20 protein-coding genes are annotated in these 17,568 nt (G+C 58.9%); 1 reads left to right on the top strand and 19 read right to left on the bottom strand.

Features of this window, described 5'->3' with window-relative positions; all coding sequences use genetic code 11:
• Positions 1–293: 293 nt before the first annotated feature.
• From ACF8MI_RS11310 to ACF8MI_RS11295, 4 genes are all read right to left on the bottom strand, one after another.
• Positions 294–635 carry a hypothetical protein gene (locus tag ACF8MI_RS11310; protein WP_392517535.1) on the bottom strand — a complete coding sequence of 114 codons (342 nt, stop codon included), beginning with the start codon at positions 633–635 and terminating at the stop codon, positions 294–296.
• A 19-nt stretch (positions 636–654) separates the two neighbouring features.
• Positions 655–900 carry a hypothetical protein gene (locus tag ACF8MI_RS11305; RefSeq protein ID WP_392517548.1) on the bottom strand — a complete coding sequence of 82 codons (246 nt, stop codon included), beginning with the start codon at positions 898–900 and terminating at the stop codon, positions 655–657.
• Between the two features lie 92 nt (positions 901–992).
• Complete coding sequence (locus ACF8MI_RS11300) at positions 993–1,355, bottom strand: hypothetical protein (protein ID WP_392517534.1); 363 nt, start codon at positions 1,353–1,355, stop codon at positions 993–995.
• Entirely contained in the window at positions 1,352–1,798 is a 447-nt protein-coding gene (locus ACF8MI_RS11295) for a structural protein P5 (protein WP_392517533.1), read from the bottom strand. The genes ACF8MI_RS11300 and ACF8MI_RS11295 overlap by 4 nt, the downstream gene beginning before the upstream one ends.
• On the opposite strand from ACF8MI_RS11295, the gene ACF8MI_RS11290 reads away from it, so the two are divergent.
• Positions 1,789–3,861: an acyltransferase family protein gene (locus ACF8MI_RS11290; RefSeq protein ID WP_392517532.1), complete on the top strand. Its 2,073-nt coding sequence runs from the start codon at positions 1,789–1,791 to the stop codon at positions 3,859–3,861. The two genes, ACF8MI_RS11295 and ACF8MI_RS11290, sit on opposite strands and share 10 nt — an antisense overlap.
• A 16-nt stretch (positions 3,862–3,877) precedes the next feature.
• Here the strand turns inward: ACF8MI_RS11290 and ACF8MI_RS11285 are convergent, their stop codons facing one another.
• The 15 genes from ACF8MI_RS11285 to ACF8MI_RS11215 all read right to left on the bottom strand — a co-directional run bounded on the left by ACF8MI_RS11285 (position 3,878) and on the right by ACF8MI_RS11215 (position 17,567).
• Positions 3,878–5,563, bottom strand: a complete 1,686-nt coding sequence (locus ACF8MI_RS11285; RefSeq protein ID WP_392517531.1) for a hypothetical protein — start codon at positions 5,561–5,563, stop codon at positions 3,878–3,880.
• A gap of 41 nt (positions 5,564–5,604) precedes the next feature.
• The gene (locus ACF8MI_RS11280; RefSeq protein ID WP_392517530.1) at positions 5,605–8,661 is read right to left on the bottom strand and encodes a host specificity factor TipJ family phage tail protein; all 3,057 of its coding nucleotides are present in this window, start codon (positions 8,659–8,661) and stop codon (positions 5,605–5,607) included.
• The gene (locus ACF8MI_RS11275; protein WP_392517529.1) at positions 8,627–9,034 is read right to left on the bottom strand and encodes a hypothetical protein; all 408 of its coding nucleotides are present in this window, start codon (positions 9,032–9,034) and stop codon (positions 8,627–8,629) included. Before ACF8MI_RS11275 ends, ACF8MI_RS11280 begins: the two co-directional genes overlap by 35 nt.
• A 2-nt stretch (positions 9,035–9,036) precedes the next feature.
• The gene (locus tag ACF8MI_RS11270) at positions 9,037–9,516 is read right to left on the bottom strand and encodes a DUF1833 family protein (RefSeq protein WP_060709479.1); all 480 of its coding nucleotides are present in this window, start codon (positions 9,514–9,516) and stop codon (positions 9,037–9,039) included.
• Positions 9,513–9,965 carry a transposase gene (locus ACF8MI_RS11265; RefSeq protein WP_392517528.1) on the bottom strand — a complete coding sequence of 151 codons (453 nt, stop codon included), beginning with the start codon at positions 9,963–9,965 and terminating at the stop codon, positions 9,513–9,515. Before ACF8MI_RS11265 ends, ACF8MI_RS11270 begins: the two co-directional genes overlap by 4 nt.
• A 26-nt stretch (positions 9,966–9,991) precedes the next feature.
• Positions 9,992–10,135, bottom strand: coding sequence for a hypothetical protein (locus ACF8MI_RS11260; RefSeq protein WP_178095712.1), 144 nt, complete (start codon positions 10,133–10,135; stop codon positions 9,992–9,994).
• Between the two features lie 9 nt (positions 10,136–10,144).
• Positions 10,145–13,060 (bottom strand): phage tail length tape measure family protein, encoded by a 2,916-nt coding sequence (locus ACF8MI_RS11255; protein ID WP_392517527.1) that lies wholly within the window; start codon positions 13,058–13,060, stop codon positions 10,145–10,147.
• 55 nt (positions 13,061–13,115) lie between these two features.
• The gene (locus ACF8MI_RS11250; RefSeq protein WP_220466516.1) at positions 13,116–13,535 is read right to left on the bottom strand and encodes a superinfection immunity protein; all 420 of its coding nucleotides are present in this window, start codon (positions 13,533–13,535) and stop codon (positions 13,116–13,118) included.
• Positions 13,536–13,616: 81 nt separating this feature from the next.
• Positions 13,617–13,796 carry a hypothetical protein gene (locus tag ACF8MI_RS11245; RefSeq protein ID WP_220466517.1) on the bottom strand — a complete coding sequence of 60 codons (180 nt, stop codon included), beginning with the start codon at positions 13,794–13,796 and terminating at the stop codon, positions 13,617–13,619.
• A gap of 167 nt (positions 13,797–13,963) precedes the next feature.
• A complete protein-coding gene (locus ACF8MI_RS11240; protein WP_392517526.1) occupies positions 13,964–14,449 on the bottom strand; it encodes a hypothetical protein in 486 nt (161 codons plus the stop codon).
• A gap of 57 nt (positions 14,450–14,506) precedes the next feature.
• Positions 14,507–15,676, bottom strand: a complete 1,170-nt coding sequence (locus ACF8MI_RS11235; protein WP_392517525.1) for a phage tail tube protein — start codon at positions 15,674–15,676, stop codon at positions 14,507–14,509.
• A 64-nt stretch (positions 15,677–15,740) separates the two neighbouring features.
• Complete coding sequence (locus ACF8MI_RS11230; RefSeq protein WP_102084414.1) at positions 15,741–16,262, bottom strand: KilA-N domain-containing protein; 522 nt, start codon at positions 16,260–16,262, stop codon at positions 15,741–15,743.
• Between the two features lie 125 nt (positions 16,263–16,387).
• Positions 16,388–16,795 (bottom strand): phage tail terminator-like protein, encoded by a 408-nt coding sequence (locus tag ACF8MI_RS11225; RefSeq protein ID WP_075044596.1) that lies wholly within the window; start codon positions 16,793–16,795, stop codon positions 16,388–16,390.
• Entirely contained in the window at positions 16,792–17,181 is a 390-nt protein-coding gene (locus ACF8MI_RS11220; protein WP_235767839.1) for an HK97 gp10 family phage protein, read from the bottom strand. Before ACF8MI_RS11220 ends, ACF8MI_RS11225 begins: the two co-directional genes overlap by 4 nt.
• 2 nt (positions 17,182–17,183) lie before the next feature.
• Positions 17,184–17,567 carry a glutamate 5-kinase gene (locus ACF8MI_RS11215; RefSeq protein WP_392517524.1) on the bottom strand — a complete coding sequence of 128 codons (384 nt, stop codon included), beginning with the start codon at positions 17,565–17,567 and terminating at the stop codon, positions 17,184–17,186.
• Position 17,568: the final 1 nt, after the last annotated feature.

The following is a 17,568-nucleotide window of genomic DNA, read 5'->3' as shown; positions in this document are numbered from 1 at the left end:
ATGATCAGACTTTCCAGCGCGCAAATAAAAACCCCGCAGACGTTAGTCTGCGGGGCTTTCGAATGGTGGAGGCCGAGGTCGGAATCGAACCGGCGTAGACGGATTTGCAATCCGGTACGAACCTGCTATTTTGCTGGATGAAATCGCTCAACCCCCTATATCTATTGGGTTTTGCCTAATTTTGATGCATCTTGATTCATCATCGTTTGGGACACTCGATGTCCCATAATTGTCCCACGCTTCCAGATCCCATCTTCCGGCGTTCTGCCGACCGCTTCCCTTCCTTTATATAGCTACTCACAGCCCGGAGGCTTTCCCGCCCCCTTTATCACCTGGTGACCAAGCGGGTGATCTGGCTCGTACTTGCCGAACAGGCCTATAGCCCAGGCCTCCTCGTGCTCCATCAGCGCCCAGTCGCGGGCCGCGTCGGCAAGCTCAAGCATGTCGCCCATATCCTCGAAGGACACCTCCGCCCGGTGATAGCAGTCGTAGGCCATCTGCCTGAGCACGGCCACACGCGCCTCTGGATCTGTGATCAGTGGCTCGCGGTCATCGAGTGCGGTTACCCAGTGTGGCGGGTATGGAAGCGGCATGGCTAATACTGTACGTAAAACCAGTATCGTATAGGCCGTCATGCCCTCAGGCAATCACCGGTCAGCGGCAGGACTGAACCGCCGCCTCCAGCTGCTTCTCGTATCCTATCCTCTGCCGCCGCTCAGCCAACAGCGCCCGCACCTTCACCTCCAGGCTGTCGGACTTCCGCAGGCCGGCAGCCGCCCAAGACGGTACCGCGACTTCCGGCACCCGGCAGGGCACCTGCACCGGCACCTCGACGCGCACGTACTGCACTTGCGGCGCTGGCTTACCTGCGCACCCGGCAAGGCCCAGGGTCAGCACCAGCCCGCTCCTAAAGGCAAAGCCCCGAAATACACGGCGTGCAGCCTGAAACAGCGGCGTTCCGCTCCCACAGCATTTTGATTTCAGGCCCAGCCTCATAGGCCCAGCTCCTCGTCGATGATCGAGATGGCAGCCGCGCATTGGTCGCCACCAGTCCGTTCCTGCTGAAGCCGGTTCGCCGCGGCGTAGTCACCCTGGGCGCTGGCCTTCGCCTCGGCTACCGCTTGCTCCACCCTGGCCTGGCGCTTGTTCGCCGCCAGAGTCAGGTCGCCCAGGGCCTTCCCCTGCTCCTGAGCTAGGCCTGCGAGGTTGTCGCGGGCCGCGGTGCACGCCGCCACCAAGTCCTGTTCTGCGTCGAGAGCCGGTCGGAAGTGGTTGATCGTCACCCAGGCTCCAACGGCAATGCCGACGATTATCAGCAGACCAGCGCCAGCCGCCCGCAGTGCCCAGGCCGTCACGCCAGCGCCCGCCGAATACCCTCATCAATGATCGTTTGGGGGTATGGGTTACCGCCGTTCTCGTGGATGATGATGCTGAGCACCATTCCGCGCAGCGTGGCCGGATCCTTGATGTTGATCGGGTCAGTCGGTTTCACACCCAGGCGCTTGGCCACGGCCGAGGCGTAGGCCTGGGTGTCGTTCTCGTTGCTGGGCGCCCAGCGGTTGACGGTTTCAAGCACCGTATCGATGCCCTTCCCGCCCACCCCGGGCATGCCATCCTTGCCACGGTAGTTGATCAGCAGCTTGCCCAGGGCACGGATTCCATTTTCGGGATGGTCGAAGCGGGCGAAGCGTGGCTTGGATACCCCCTCTTCCAGGCCGAGCTGGCCCTGCCAGGCGTTGCGCGGGTTGTAATCGATGTTGCCGGGGTTGTTGTTGCGGACACCGCGTGGTGTTGCCATTGGTTTTCTCCAGGCACAAAAAAACCCGCAAATGCGGGCAAAAAGGTATTATTCGCCGCTTATTCAGCGGCCCCATGACAGGGAAATCAGAGATGCAAGGCAAACATTTGGCCTACCGCCCGGATATCGACGGGCTCAGGGCATTGGCCGTTTTGGCTGTGGTAATTTTTCACTTCAATAAGAAATGGCTTCCCGGCGGATTCGTTGGTGTTGACATTTTCTTTGTGATTTCGGGATTCCTAATTACCGGGATCGTGGCGAGACAAGCGGCCGCAGGAAATTTCTCGTTTACTGACTTCTACATGCGACGAGTCCGACGCATTCTGCCAGCAGCCTTGTTTGCAACTCTGGCTACCCTGTTGTTCGGATCTGTATTCATGCTACCAGACGATGCGAAGGCGTTATCTCTTTCAGCAATCGCATCGACTCTGTCAGCCGCAAACATCTACTTCTGGAAGTTCCTCGATACGAGCTACTTTGCAGCGTCATCTGACACTGTTCCTTTGCTCCACATGTGGTCACTAGGTGTCGAGGAACAGTTCTACCTGATCTGGCCAGCCCTGCTGCTGATCACGTTGAAGTTTGGCGGTAGAGCCGCAACGGTTGGAGTAGCAGCACTAATCGCTTCGGCTTCTTTCTGGTATGGGCAGAGCAAACTGGCGACAGATCCGACCTTCGCCTATTACATGCTCCCATCTCGTGCCGGTGAGCTGCTCATTGGTGGAATCGCCTTCTTTGGTGCAGAGGCGTTCAAGGGGCGGGTCAATCAACTGTATGCCCAGGCCATGGCGGTTGCAGGCGCTCTGTTGCTGGCTTGGTCGCTCGCCTTCGTTCGCGAAACTGAAGGTTTCCCTGGCTTTATTTCGGTTGTTCCCGCCGTCGGTGCCGCCTTGGTAATGGCAGCAGGAAGCTTCGGGAAGACTTTTGTTGGTAGCGTTCTTGCTATCCGTCCAATGGTAGCGATTGGCTTGGTGTCATTCTCGCTTTACCTGTGGCACTGGCCAGTCCTGGCGTTCTATCGCTATGCCTTTGGTGAGCCGGATGCCGTGGGCAACCTGGCTTGCCTTGCCGTAATGCTCGCTCTAACCATGTTCAGCTACCACCTGATCGAGGTCCCATTCCGTGGTAACAGAGGGTGGAAGTTCACCCTGGCCATACCGTCATCCGCTGCAGTTGCGCTGTCCCTTGCAGGGGCTTTGTATGTGAGCAATGGTTTGATAGCGCCCTTCAACCCAACCGGTTATGAGCAAGCGTTGTTGGCCAATCGTTCTGGCTCTGAGCCTGCGGCATCAGCTCCATACGTTTGCCAGAATGCATTCAAGCCAGAGCTGTTCACTGCGGAAAAGTGCATATTTGGTGACACCACAAAACCGGCTACCGCACTCCTCATTGGCGACTCAAACGCTGCGCATTTTTCCGGTTATCTGAATGAGATTGCCAAAGCCCAAGGCGTTGCCGTGAGGAACGTCGAGCACTCTGCTTGTCCTCCGTTTCCTGGGCAAAGAAGCATTCGCTACATCAAGGAGGGTTACAAGGTAAGCTGCCCTTCCTACTTCTCAGAAGTTCAAAAACAGATGGATAAATATGACACGATAATCGTTGGTGCAAGCTGGCCATCCTACTACGCAGTGGACAAAGCGGCTTTCATTGAAGACTTCGATGCCATGCTCGACGAGCTAAGTGCCAGCGGAAAGCGCGTAATTGTTGCATTGAAAGCGCCGACATTTAACGCCATCGATAGACAATGCTCTGAGAAAGCACTGAAGATCCCATTCATCGATTGCGGTAGTAAAACCATTCTGGCCGACTCTGGAGAAATGAACATCAACAAGGAAATCATCAAGCGTGTAGAGCAACGCTCCAATGTTTCCTACTTCAGCGTGCGTGACCTTATCTGTGACGGGAAAACTTGCTCCGCATTTTCTGGCAAGACACAGCTCTACTATGACGGCGGACACCTGAGTCGTGCTGGATCAGAGAAGCTTGGGCAGATCGCAGTTAAGACGGGAGCTATTCCTAAATCCCTGCTCAACCTCTCTCGACATGATGTAGCTAACAACTGACCACTAAGAGTACCGGCTACCGATACTCGGTTAGCCGGTAAGCAACGTTGGCTGTAACGCTGGCGCGGTTGTATACCTCCAGCGTGCAGCTGGACGCAAAGGCAAATGGCGGAACGAACGCTACTGAAACCGAAGTCCCTCCGATCACCCTGCTAACATCCTCAATCAAGACTGCGCCATCGCACGTCAGGCGGAAGCCAACGTCATTCCCATACACCACCCCTCCCGCGAAGTATCCAGTATCAGTGCGTGAAAACACAGTTGCATAGGATGCGGAAGAAACAGAAATCGATCCTGAAACTTGCCTACTAGCACCACCTGCGCTCAGATAATAAGGATGAGAATCTCGAGCGTGCTGAGCATGCACAATGCCTCGACCTGTTACCTTATTTAGACCAGCATTTAGATATACATCATACCGACTTATTAAAGCACCATTGACCACCGAGTTGGAGGCATCAACAGAACATCCCCCGCTGATCTGAATATAACCGAACGTAGGCCGCGCACCTGAAAAATTCGAATCACTGGCCTCAATAACTGCTCCGAAGCCTCCAACAATGCCTGCGCCAGTACAATTAGCAAGAACCAGCCCCTGAGCAGAAATAAAGCACCTTCTCCCATATACCCCTTGGTTCCTTCCGCTTACGTTGGCTAGGTTGCAGTAGACTGTAGACCCCCTTGATACGTCGATCCCAATCCCCCGCACTCCTCCTGCCTGCAGCTCAGCGATATTCGCGTTAGATCTGTGAGTAACTGTAATTCCTGAAAAGTACCCGCCCTCAGCAACCCCATGCATCGCATCCAGAGTACTGTCGCCCCCAACGATAATATTCGTTCCCGCCAGAGCTGCGCTGTCAGATGTATTTTTAACTCCTTTATTTGACCTTATGTAGCCGTAGCTTCCTGCATTAAGCGCGTAGCCATAAACAGTTGGAATACCTTCCATATCGACAAGAATGTCCCAAACCGGAGCTTTTGACCTTATCGACAAAAACCCTATCTTGCTAGTCCTAGCTACAATTTGATCCAAACCTATGTCGGCATTTGAGGTATGCTCAAAGTCTTCAGCAGGAAACACAACAGGATCAACGGACTTAATAGTCACAAACGACAAATCCTTGTCAATGATCCTAAACCCTTTTTTGAGTCGATGACCCGACTCAATTACTATATCAACTCTAAACTCCTTACTCGCACCTTTTGTATAAAGATCATCAAGAGCAGACTGAATATATTGATAATCCGAAGGAATTTTCACGATGACGCTTTCAGAGATCGGCATGACCTCTAGGTTAACTTTGGCTTTAAAATCCCTGTCTACCTGAGTTACAAGCTCAGCCTGGTCGTCCAGCCACTCACCTGATAGCACCACTGGAAATGTCGCAGGAAGCCTGGCGCTGTATAAAATGTTTTCCCGCATTAAGAGCTGAGTCGATCTTTCGACAACCAGTGGCTGCCCATCTACATAATTAAGAACAACAGGCTCATACCCCTGATTTGCCAGGAAGTCGTTTACCTGCTGTTCAAGGCCAAAAACAGTTTTCCTGGGCACCCCCAAGCGATCAGTCGCGCTTCGTTTTGAGCGATCATTTGCCCATACATCTATAATCCCGGCGTTATCGTTAAGGTCAAACGGACTGTTTGAGCCGTCCGGGCCAACCGGGTTACCAGTGTTATATCGCATATTTTCTCCGGGCATGAAAAAGCCCGCTCATGGCGGGCATGCTCGTATGGTTCCGGTCAGACCGGCGGGAGTTGGTCGTCGTAGGTGTAAACGCGGGCGTCGTAGGGCATGCCCTTCATGGCGACGTTGCCGTTGGCTGGGTCGGAACTGGTGATCAGGGTTGGGTAGGCCCACCTGGTGGCCGGGCCGAACAGTATGTGCGGCGGCTCAAACGGGCCGTCGACCACGGGTGTGAAGTCGAGCGCATCAACCTTGACCGTGTATTGGTCCACCTGCGTGGAAGCCCACGGCCCAGACAGCGTGCCATCCAGCTTGCGCACACCGATCAGGTGCTCACCGCCAGCGGTGAAGTCCAGCGGCTCCGAAGAGGTCAGCAGCGTGCCCGCCCCAGTCACCTCAAAGGCCAGCAGGATCGCGCTCTGGCACCGCTTCGGCGCGTCATCCGCAACGGCTGCAAAGCTCAGATAGCCGCTGTTGCTGCCGTCCATCTCGGTTTCCCAGGTGTAGATATCGGTGCGGAACTTCTGGTGGCCACGCCGGCGCATGCCGATTCGCCAGGCTCTGGTCTTGTCGCTGATTCCCGGCATCTTGATCTTTTCGACCTTGGTTCCGAGATCGCCAGGCCAGCGGCATTCGACCGTTTCCCAAGCCCAGGAGATGCGCGAGAAAAACTCCACATCCACGCCGTCGAAGTCGTTGATCGACGGCATGGCGCCGCTAATCTTCAGCATCTTGGTCATGTTCTGTGGTGAGTAGGTCTGCGTTTTCGGGCCGTAGGCGACATCGAACGCGGCGCGGGCGCTGTCACGAACTGGGCGCAGCAGGCCACGGAAAGTCACCAGCTCACCGAACCCGCACGCCAGCGCGTTGTTGATCATGTCCTTTACGGTGATCGTGGAATCCAGCGTCTCGTCGTAGGTGTCGCCGCGGGCAACGCAGATATTATGGAAGGCCTGCCACTCGGGCAGATCAAGGTCATCGTCCGTGTATCCGCGCTGCTTCAGCTGATAGATGCACCAGGGCACGATGTCGCGGCTTGGTCCTGTGCCTTCAGCCATCAGCGGCAGGATGCGGGTAACCTCAGCGCTCACCTGGCTCTCTGATTGCGCTGAAAGCCGGTCACCGCCACGGATGTTGCAGGTCATAACCGTCAGGCCCGGGTAGCTGGTAGGCGAGTTCTGCATCCGCCCGCGCAGGTCTGTCCAGGTTGCGTCATCCCGGGCTTCATCATTGATTCGCCCCGGCCGGTCAACGTACTGCTTGCGAACCCTTGCTTCAGCGCGCATTGCGTATGGCAGGGTCAATCGCTCCGTGAATCCTTGAGCATCCAGTGACCCACCGACGTTCATGTACTGCAGCTGAGTCCAGGCCCCTGCTACATCCATGTCGCGGTACTCGAACACGTAGTAGGTCGGAATCTCGTAGATCTGCCCTTCCCGGCCAATGCCGCACAGGCCGTTGGCGTAGGTGACCGACCATTCCAGTTCGATGACCTTCTCGTTCTCTGGGCAGCAGGCGAATGGGCCCCGGTAACCGCCTTGAAGGTTCGATGCGTCAAGGGTGATCAGGCCGTTCACGGTCTGCATGGCATTGAAGCCCGGCCACCCTGAATCGGTAGATCCAGAAGAGGTCAGGCGCTCAACCTCGAGCAGGCTCGTGCTGAAGGCCGTAATGCGGTACCGCAGACCACGCGGGCCGATGGTGGCCAGTCCTTGCCCAAGCGCCAGGCCTACCACAGGCGAGCCGCCGTCATAGTCCAGCGTCATCTCGGCTGGCTGCTCAGGAATAGCGCTGGTGGTGGCCGTGCCCGTGACGCCGACTGGCGCCCCACCCAAAATGGTGGACGCGCCGGTGGCGGTTATCGCCTGGCCGGCGAATGGCGTGAGCTCGACGATGCGCAGCACAGTGCCACTCACTTGCGCCTGGAATGGCATTCCGCTAAACAGCGTGTTCAGTGCAGAAACCAGTCCTGCCAAGTTGGTGGTGGCAGTGTTCAGCGTGATCGGGTAGCTGGTCGCGCCCCGGAACAGGGTGAAGCTCAGCGGCGTGACGTTGAAGTCGTAGCGCGTCGGCGCAGCCGAGCCGGTCAGCGTCGATGCGGTGCCCGGGTTGGCCGGCACCGCTGGGCTGTATGGCGTATAGCTGTTCACCACGTACAGGCCGGCGTTAGCCCCGGCGACCTCTATTAGCATCCCCGGAGTTGGGTTCAGCATCTCCAGCGGGCCGCGCACGATATCTCGGCCAACCCCGCCGTCAATAACGGTGTAGGTGTACGGTGCAAGCACACGGACGATGATTCCGTTCGACCAGTCCGCTGGGAATTGGCCGGAGCCGGCCGGCACGCTGATGGTGTCGCCCACAAACTGGTACGCCGAGGCGGTGGCCGACCTGGTCAGGTCGGTTGCCATGGTCAGTTCCAGGCCAGCCGAACCGCTGGAACTGGCACCCACCTCTGGCGCGTTGAACCAGTTGATGTGCGCAGGGTCTCCAGACAAGTCAGCGCCTGGCGGGTAGATGGTGAAGGTGGCATCAGCGCCCAGCGAGATCAGCGGGGTTTCCCCTACCTTGACCTTGGCCAAAGGCACGTCGTATTCGCCCTCGCCGATGTAGAGCAACATTTCTACGCGCTGGTCACGAGGCGCCAGGAATGCGCGGCGCGGCTGGGCCAGGTACGACGGATAGACCCGCTGGTGCCCGGCGATCTGCCGAACAGGATCGCCCAGTTTGACCTTGTTGCCCTTGGCACTGGCCTCGGTCAGAGGGTCGCCCTGCTGAGTTCCGGCGCTGGACGGCATTCCCGGCATCTTCGGCATGATCGCCTTCAGCACCGCCTTGGCGCCCTTGAAGAGGGCGAAGGTGATGGAAAACGGGTCGGTTCCCTTGGGCTCGCGGTAGATCTGGAGCAAGTCGGATGGCTTGAATTTAACCTTGTGCCACAGGTGCTGCTCGATCACCTCATCATTGAGGACAATGCTGATCGGCGGGCTTTCCCGGCGCTCGTAGGACGGAGCCAACGACTTCAGCCACGCCTCGATGGACATGCGGCGGTCGGTCTTCCAGGTGCCGAGCGGCGCCGTGTCACTGAGTTTGTTCGGGAAGAATTCGACGGTCACGGTAGTAAACCACCCTTGGATGCGCGGCTTCGAACTCGCCGGTTGTCCGGAGGCAGGCGCCGCCGGGGTTTGTGTCGATGACCTTCAGTCGGCCCTCGCTGAGAAGAACCGTCCCTACATGCAGAAGAGCTTTGCCGCGCAATACCGCTGCAATGGCTCCAGGCTCCGGACTGCATTCCTCCATCGCCTTGCGGAGCACGCGGTAGGCTTTCGTGTTCGCTAGGATCTTGTCCTTGCCCACGCCGCCCAGGGATGGCAGCAAATCCAGCCCAAAGAATTCGTGGCGGATCGCCCGGCACAACCCCCAGCAATCGAAGGCAATGGGCCCCCGTGCACCCTCGCGATACGGGGCGCGCATGAATTTCTCGATCATGGTCAGATGTACTTCAGGCCAGGCGCCAGAGAGGTGGTCAGGACGGTGCGCAGACCGTTGGTGTTGAGCAGGTCAAAGAAGCCAGCGGTGAGCTTGGCCACGTCGTCCTCATACTCCCTGCTGAGCAGGGTCATGCGGTACCGCTCGCTCGGGAAGGAGAGATCTTCGGCCAGGTAGCGCCGGAAGGTGATGATGAAGCGCTTGTCGGCAGCCTTGGCCGCCTCCACCACCTCCTGCACCTCGCCGGTCACGTTGTCCAGGCCCAGCACAAGGTTCTGGAACGCGCTGTTGTCGTTCTTCGGAAGGGCCAAATCCATGGCCATCGCGATGAAGGTGAGCGTCCGACCGTCTTCGGTGGTGCACACCCGGTCTTCCCAGCCAGAACAGTACAGATGGGAGACGGTTCCACCTTCCTCCCGCGCTTCGATAGTGTCTACAAGCTCGCCCCTGCCAGAGGCGTAACACTCCTCGATCAGACTCATGCTTCAGGCCACTCCCTGTTTATCGCCACGTCGATGACGCTCTTGTTCAGCCAGTACTGCGGGAATTGCTCCCACGGTGCCGGGATCAGCGGTCGCTGCTTCAGTTGCAGGACCGCCGAATAACGCCATCGATTGATTTGGGTTAGGTCAGGCCCTTGGTAGATCGCCTTGAAGTGCGCTTCGTACAGCGTGAAGCCGGCCGGCGTCTGCAACTGGATCTCGAACCACTCCAGACCGTTATTGATCGTCCGCGCATACCAGGCTTCGAAGATGCCAGCCTCATCCTGGCTAAAGTTGAAGTTGAACCTCAACTCAGTCGGAACGTAACTGTGCCGGACCCGGTATCGCGTGCGCCCGGTAACCATCTGGGTGGCACGCATCGGATCAACCGTGCTCAGGCCATACCCCTCCTGCAGAGGAAGTGGCAATTCTGCCGGGTATTGAATCATTGCCGTTCCTCAGCTGAGGTTTCTATTTAGGTGAGCGGGCTGAGGCCCAGCGCTTCCTCGATGCGGGCTAGCCGCCTTTGCAGAAGGAGCTCTTTCTCGTCAGGCGGCGCGACAGGCTCGGGCACAGTTGAGCCCGGCCCGGTATCGGCCTCTTCCGTTTCGGTGGTCATGTAATTTCCTTACGTTGGAACGCGCTGAAGACCAAAGGCCGCCTGAAGCGCCTGAGCTCGCTCGCCGTCTCCCCAGATGTCAGCAACGAAGGCGTCGATCTCAAGCTGGCCGTTGTCACCGGGGCGCTGATCTACTGTGCCGGCGCGGGAACGGTCTTCGATCAGGTTCACGGTGACGTTTGGCTGGGCGACCACTGGAGCCTGTGCGCTGCCGGATGATTGAGTCGATACAACCGACCCGCCACCGCCGGCCACCGATACCCGCTCATTCGAGTTGATCGCCTCCAGCAGCGCCCTGTTGCGCTTGGTCGCAGCGGCATTCACGACGAATTCGCCATCACTTAGACGGGCCATGATGCTGTCGGAGGTGCCGGTGCCAGCGCCGGACACATAGCCGCCGGTGGCGAAGCCCGGGATCACAGCCAGGCTGGTGGCCAGGGCCGTGGTCGAGGTCAGTGCGGCCGCTGCAGGAACGGAGTTGGCACCGAGCGTTGCCAGGGATGCCATCGCCGCCGCCGGTGCCCAGGCCGTGGCCGTGGTACCCGCCAGGATCATGCTCTGGCCGGCCGCAGCGGTGCCGAGAGTGGCGTTCAGCGCAGCATTCAGCGCCATCTGCACGCCCATCTTCACGAAACCGGCGATGATCTCGCGCACCACGTTCGAAGCGATATCGCCAAGCGTGCTCATGGACAGCTGCCCGCTCATGATCGCGTCGGTGATATCGGTCGAGATGGTGTTGAATGCGTTGGAGAAGATCGACTGCGTTTGCCCGGCAATGTCGCGCGCCTGGTTACCGAAGTTCTGCACGGCAGCCGTCCACCCGTTGATCGGGTTGAGCATGGCCTGGTCCATCATCGCCCAACCGTTTTGCATCTCAGCTATGCGCTGAGGCAGGTACTCACGCTGTAGGTCGATCTGCCTTTGGATGGCCTGTTTTTCTCTTTCTGATTCAGTCCGATCCCTCTCGGTCATCAGATTCTGAATCGTGGTGTTCGTGTCGCGGACCAGCTGAATCTGACTTCTTGCTCGCTCCGCTTGCAGGTCGCCCGTTCCGACAGCTGCGGCATTGACCCTATTTTCTTCACGATCAGTTTGCAGTTGCCGCTCCAGTTGCGCCCGATATTGCTCGGCAGCCGTCAGGCCCTTGGCACCTTTTATGGCAGCAGCGTAGTTGATCGAGGCTTGGGCCAGCGCCTTGCTGTATTCCTCCTGGGTGATTTTGCCCTTGCTCAGCGCCAGGTCCAGTTGGCCCTGCTCCTTGGTGAGTGCTCTGGCGGCCTGGGCAGCTGGGTCGTACTGGCCGTACAGGCGGGCGAAGGTGTTCTCCGCCTCAGCCACGCCGCGGTTTACGTTCTTCGGCGCGTTTTTCTTCGCCTCGCGGGCTTTGATGTCCGCGATTTCCTGCTCGATGTTCTTGCGGGCAGTGGCGTACTTGGTTTCTTGCTCGGCAGTGAATCCGCCAGAGGCCATCGCATCCGCGCGCGCCTTGTCCAGATCAACCAGCTGCTTCTGTAGCTTTTGGGTTTGGGTTTGCGCGGCAGTGAACGTCGAATTGATCAGGTCTACGCCTTTTTTGCCGGCGTCCTGAACAATCCGATTGGTTGTTCCTTCCCAGGCTTTCCAGCCTTCGTCTGCGATACGTCCCTGTAGTTCAGTGGCTCGCTTTTCGAGCGCCTTGAGGCTGTCAGGGTTAACGCCCATCAGGCTGCTCGCGGCAGTCCCATATTTGCTGATGGACTTGCGCGCTTCGGCGATCTGGTTGTAGACGTCTGCCAACTCCTGTTCTGGAGTCGTCTTCCTCCCGACATCCAGCATCGCGTCCCAGGCTTTCTTGGCGAAGCTGCCGAGGGATTGCCAGGCTGATTCGAGCGAGCCGAGATTGCTCTCCATCTCTGCCGACCTGGTGCTCAATGCGGTTGCATAAAGGTCGGTAGCCGCCCTGGCCGCATCGATGGATTTGCCCTGCTTATCCAGAGAGATGATGTTCGCGTACTGGCTGGCGGTTAGGAAGTTGAGCTCTGCGTCGAGCTTCTTCACCGCCTCAACTGGTCCTTTAGCGATCTCATTGAAGGACTGGACCACCTTCGTAACGTCTTCCCCGGTCTGCTTCGACCAGGCCAGTGATGCCTTGGTGATCTGCGCATACATCGGGGTGAGGGCGTTACCGGCCCCGGCAAGCTGTTCGAGAACCTTCGATGCCGCACCAACCGTCGTGCCCGTAGCAGCGACCTGTTCTGCAAGCCCTGCCAGTTCGCTGTAGCTGGTGCCAGCAGCGTTTCCGTTTCGGATGATCGCGTCGGTAAGCCGATCCGACTCCTCGGAGCCCTTGTAGTAGGCCAGGGCCAGCGTTCCGGCGGCTGCGGCCGCCACTGTGAACGGATTCACCAGGCCAAGGACATAACCACCAAGAGCCTTTGCGGCTGGAAGAACGCCGCCAAACATATCCTTGAGCTGGCCGCCCTGCTGCAGGAAGACCGTAAGCGGTGCCTGACCGCCCTGAAGGCTGACCGCGATATCGGTAAACTGGGCAGGAACCCCGCGCAGGGCTGCTTGGTATGCCTTGGCTGACATGCCGGCCTTGTTCATGCTGGTGGTCGTTTCACCGAGCGCCTCTCGCATCGTATTGATGCGTTGGGTGTACTCGACGAACGTGTCACTCTCGACAACCCCGGCTTTCTTCAGCTTGGCCAGCTTCTCCTGCATGTCGTCGAGGCGACCAAGGGCGGCCACCGTTGGGTTTATCTGGCCCAGCAGTTGGGCAAGCTCTTTCCGCTGGTCGTCAAGACTGTTGCTCACACCATCGGCCGACGAGGCTGCTGCGTCGCCCGCTCTCTCCATCCGCTCGAGGGATGTCGTCAGGTCATCCGCATTGCGCTTTGCGCCCCGCGAGTCGATCGTTACCGCCAGGCGGGATTCCTGGGTCATACCTTTCTCCGGGCATAAAAAAACCCGCCGAAGCGGGTCTTGTATGTGTTTGGTGTTAGCTCACCACTAGGGAGCTGCCACAGTGCTTGCACTTGATGGCTTCTACCTTGATATCTTCAGCGCAGAATGGGCAGGTTTTTGTGGCTGCGGCAGCCTGTTCCACTACCGGCGCCTCTTTGTTCGGAGCGGCCACTGCAGGTGCCGTTTCTGGATTTTTGAAGGCCCATACCAGTGCGACTACCCAGCCAATAAGCGACCAGCCTAGAAAGAAGTTTACGAGCCCGATTGAGGCGATATTCGTATGCCCGCGAAACTTGGCTTCGATTGTGGGGAGCATGTAAAGCAGCGGAACGCTGATCAGCCCAGAGAACACTACTAGCTTGCCGAAGGCATTCAGTTCATTAGCTGGTATGGTCCCCATGCCCAGGCTGTAAGCAGCCAGAAATGCCAAAACCACGAATCTCAATGCAAACATAAACTCATCCCTGTATGAACGTATGGCTGGATGCTAGCACTTCACGGAGGTGCCGACCAATGAAGGGGCTGATGGCAACGCCTACTTCTTGGGCCTGGCCTTTTCGACCTCTTTCTGATTCTGCTCATCCCACCGCCGGCGAAACTCGTCGTCCAGGGCGAAGATCGCGGCATCGAACTCTTCGCGGCATATCACTGAGGGGTAGCGGTCGAGGTATTCGGCGATGGCTGCCGGTGCAATCGGTGCCGGGGCTCCCATCATGCCGACATACTGCCGGGATCGCCCGATATGTCCGTAGGCCTCAAGAATCTCGGCAACCACGTCGTCGATTTCTGGAGGCTCCTGGGCCTTGAGCCCGAGGCGCTCATGCTTCCAGAGCTTCTTTTCGTTCTCAGGCCCGGCCCAGTCCCTACCCCAGCGATATGCCGCTACTGCTTTTCCGCAGTGGCCTGGGCCTGCTCCTCGATGCGCTTGGCGATGTCCAGGGCAGTGCGCAGGGCCAGGAAGTAGACGCTGGGCAGCTGCTCGATCAGCGCCTTGCACAGCTGCGGGGTGTACTTGGCTGGCTCGCCCGGGCGCTCTTCTACATCGATGCCCTGCCAATCCTTGATCAGGTGCTTGGCGGCGAGGTCGATGAAAAGGTCGTAGTCGGTTTCGAGCTCGACATCGGGGATGGAGTCGACGGTGAAGCCAGCGGTGCCAACCCCGGCCTGCTGGTTCAGCGCGGCGAGGTGCCGGCGGATCACGGCCTGGTGCGACTTGTAGATCGGGTTGGCGATGGACGCGACCAGGATCGCGGCAGTGTCCGGCCCCTTGTCGCATTTCACGGCCAGGCCGTCCGGGCCAACCTTGAAGTGCACCCAACGCTCGCCGTTGATGTCCAGCTCAGGCTTCTTTGCAATGGTGATGCCCATGGTATTCCTCTGCGGTAAAAGGCCCGGCGCACACCGCAGGGCGCGCCGGGCAAAGGTTTAAGCGGTGACGGTGACAGCGCAGGTGTCGGTCTTGGTGCCGTCTGCAGCGCTGGTCGCGGTGATGGTGGCGGTGCCCACGGCCAGGCCGGTGACAAGGCCGGTCTCGCTCACGCTGGCGATGGCCGGGGCGGAACTGGTCCAGGTGACTTGCTGGCTTGCACCGGCTGGGGTTACCACGACCTCGAGGTCGCCGGTGTCGCCCACTGCCAAGCTCAAGGTGGCCGGGGTGACATCCACGGCGGCCACAACAATCGGCGCCGGCAGGCGGGTGATGGTCGGAGCCACGCGGCGGGCGGTGTAGTTCAGTTCCACCTGGATGATGTCGGTCGAGCCGCCATCAGGCCAGTCAGCGGTCACTTCCATCTCGGGGATCAGGAACTTGTAGCCGCCGTCGGCGTTGCCGATGGTGAACTCCAGGCTGATCGCGTCGTTGGTCTTCTGCGCCTTCCACAGCTCGTAGCCCATTTTCGACCAGCTGATGATGATCGCGCCGGATGGGGTGAACGTGGTGGCAATGATGTTGCCCGGGTACGGGTTGCCGTTGCCGATGCAGCGCTGGGTCTGCACGGCGTTGTCGAACTGCAGGTTGAAGCTGTCGACGCAGGCGTTGTCCTCACCCACCTGGACGCCGTTGATCTTCAGGCCGCTGATGTCCTTGAAGCTGAAGCGGCGCTGGCTGGCCTCGGGCTGGGCGTTGACGATGAACGACGTGTTGTCGCCCTTGTCATCCCAGGAGCGCGCCGCCATGGTCATGGTGACCGTGACTTCGTTGTCGCCTGGGAAATCGAAGTTCATGTTGGCGACTTGCACGCCGCGAGCAATGGCCGAGACACCGATATCGGTCGCGTAGGATGCGATCGAGAAGGTGATGCGGTCGTCGCCCATGGTCAGGACGTTGCCGGCCCAGTCCTTGCCGAAGCAGGAGGCCATGAACTCGTCCAGCGCGCCATAGCGCCACTTGGTTTCGATATCGCCGCCCACATCCACGGTGGTCTGGGCGGTGCCCTGCGACATACGGGTGAAGCCGATCTCGTTGTTCTCTTCCGAGTTGAACGTCGGCATCAGGCCGTTGCTGATGCGGGTCAGCACGTTCCAGTCGCCGGCCGGTGTCACGCCGGGGGTTTCTTCTTTGATCCAGGCCAGCTGGACCTTGGCTCCGCTCGACATGCGGTTTCTCCTATCGATAGGCGTAAAAAAACCGCCATGTGGCGGCGCATTGGTTGGGCTTGGATCAGGCCGCGTCGAGGCCCAGGGTCATTTGCAGCTGGTCACGCCAGTACTCGACCTCATGCTCAAGCCCAGGCTTCTTGTTGCGCCAGCGGGCGAGCTCTCGGCCGCTCAGGCTTGCAACTTCTTTTGCATCGTCGAGCGCCCGGCAAGCTCGGTCGAACTGCTGCTTTTCGTTCAGCTCACCGCGCAGCAGGGCATCAATGTGCAGGTCGCACCAGACGGCAAAGTCATCGTCGAGCCAGCGAGCGAACGCTACAGCCAGCTTTGGGTGGAGCCAGGTGCCCGCCTTGCCACGCACTTTCGAGGACTCAACAAGCTTGAGGTCGGATTTTCCGACATCAAACCCAGCACCCAGGTGCTTCCTGAGTGCGTTCATGTAGCTCTTGGTACTTGGTAGCTCCAACCAGTGCGCTGGCCGCTTGCCGAACCGCTTGGCTACATCGGTTGCATTGATCCAGCCGTCGCCCTTGAAGCGTACTGCCTGGCCTTGGTAGTGAAACGGAATGACGTTGCTCTCGATCATCTGTGACACCTCGTTCATCAGGCGAATAGATACGCAGCCGGGGCGGACGGATGAACGAACATCCACCGTTCGGCTGTACGGGCCTAGGCTGCGTGTTGGGTTGCCTTGCGGCAGAAATTGAGGGCTCAGTAGGCCCGGTATGGGATCGACACGTTCACCTGGTACCAGCCGTGCCCGTCATCGCCGATGGTATTGGCCGAGGCCGCGTAGCACTCGAATGGCCAGGTCGGGTCGCTGTAGAACTCGAAGTGCTGGACCAGCGTGTCGGCGGCCTTGGTGATGGCCAGGGTGCCCTTGTTACTGGGCACGAACAGCTGAACCATGATGATGCCGGTCCGCCGAACGCATGGGCCGATGCCGACCTCTGGCGCGCTGGACAGGCCTGGAACGTCCGCCAGCCTGGCCCAGATGGGTTTGCCGGACGGGTCGAACGGCCCTTGCGGGTTGTTCGGGTAGTCGACAGCGGATGCGGGAATGCCCGCCCACTGCTGCATGCGGCCAATGACAATGGCCCGGATCTGTTCGAAGGTCATGAGCTGTACTTCTGTACGACGCTGTTGAAAGAAACTCCGTAGATACCGGCAGGAGCCTGCTTCGAATGGCCATCTTCAAGCGGGACGGCGTACACCAGGTTGTTTTGGATAAACACTTGCGTGTAAGGCTCAAGGCCACTCATGGCCGAAAGCCCGCGAGCAAGAGTTTCGCCTCCAGAAGGGTCAACCACATCTAAGGTCGTGTATACCGGAGCTCCGATGCTCACGATGTTGTTTCCCTTGAATCGACCAGTATCGACCGGAGCTGCCAGAAGAACTAACTGGAGAATCTCCATTGAGATTGTGCGAACCCTCAGAGCAAGCTGCTCCTCGACCACGCCGGCGAATAGGCTTGGCGGCGTGCTCCATCCCCTGCTCTTGGCCATGGCTACTTCCTCAGCTGCAGTCGGTAGGTGGCCGACGCTGGGTCGGAGCGCACCGACTTGACCAGGTAGACCACCTGCTTGGACCGGTCCATCAGATCGGGAGCGGTGATCTTGTGCCCAACATCCGGGGTATCGGTGACCTCGTTGGCAAGCGCGGTGAGGCGCAGGTCGCCAACCAGGATGTTCACGTTGTCGATCCGGCTGTCTTCGTAGCGCGACAGCACGCCACGCCCGGCGTAGGTCACCGCCTGGGCGGTGCTCTCCTCGGTGACCGGATCAACGACACCAGGCCCCATGTACTCGCCAGTGAAGGCCAGCACCGCATCAGCCAAGTCCGTATTGAAGGCCTCGGCAAGATCAGCCTGCAGCTCATCGCGAAGTCCCATA

Origin of the sequence: Pseudomonas sp. yb_9, assembly GCF_043103635.1 — a bacterium.
GTDB classification, from domain to species: domain Bacteria; phylum Pseudomonadota; class Gammaproteobacteria; order Pseudomonadales; family Pseudomonadaceae; genus Aquipseudomonas; species Aquipseudomonas monteilii.
Note: the sequence above shows the minus strand (reverse complement) of the source record. Positions and strands in the feature narration are given on the sequence as shown.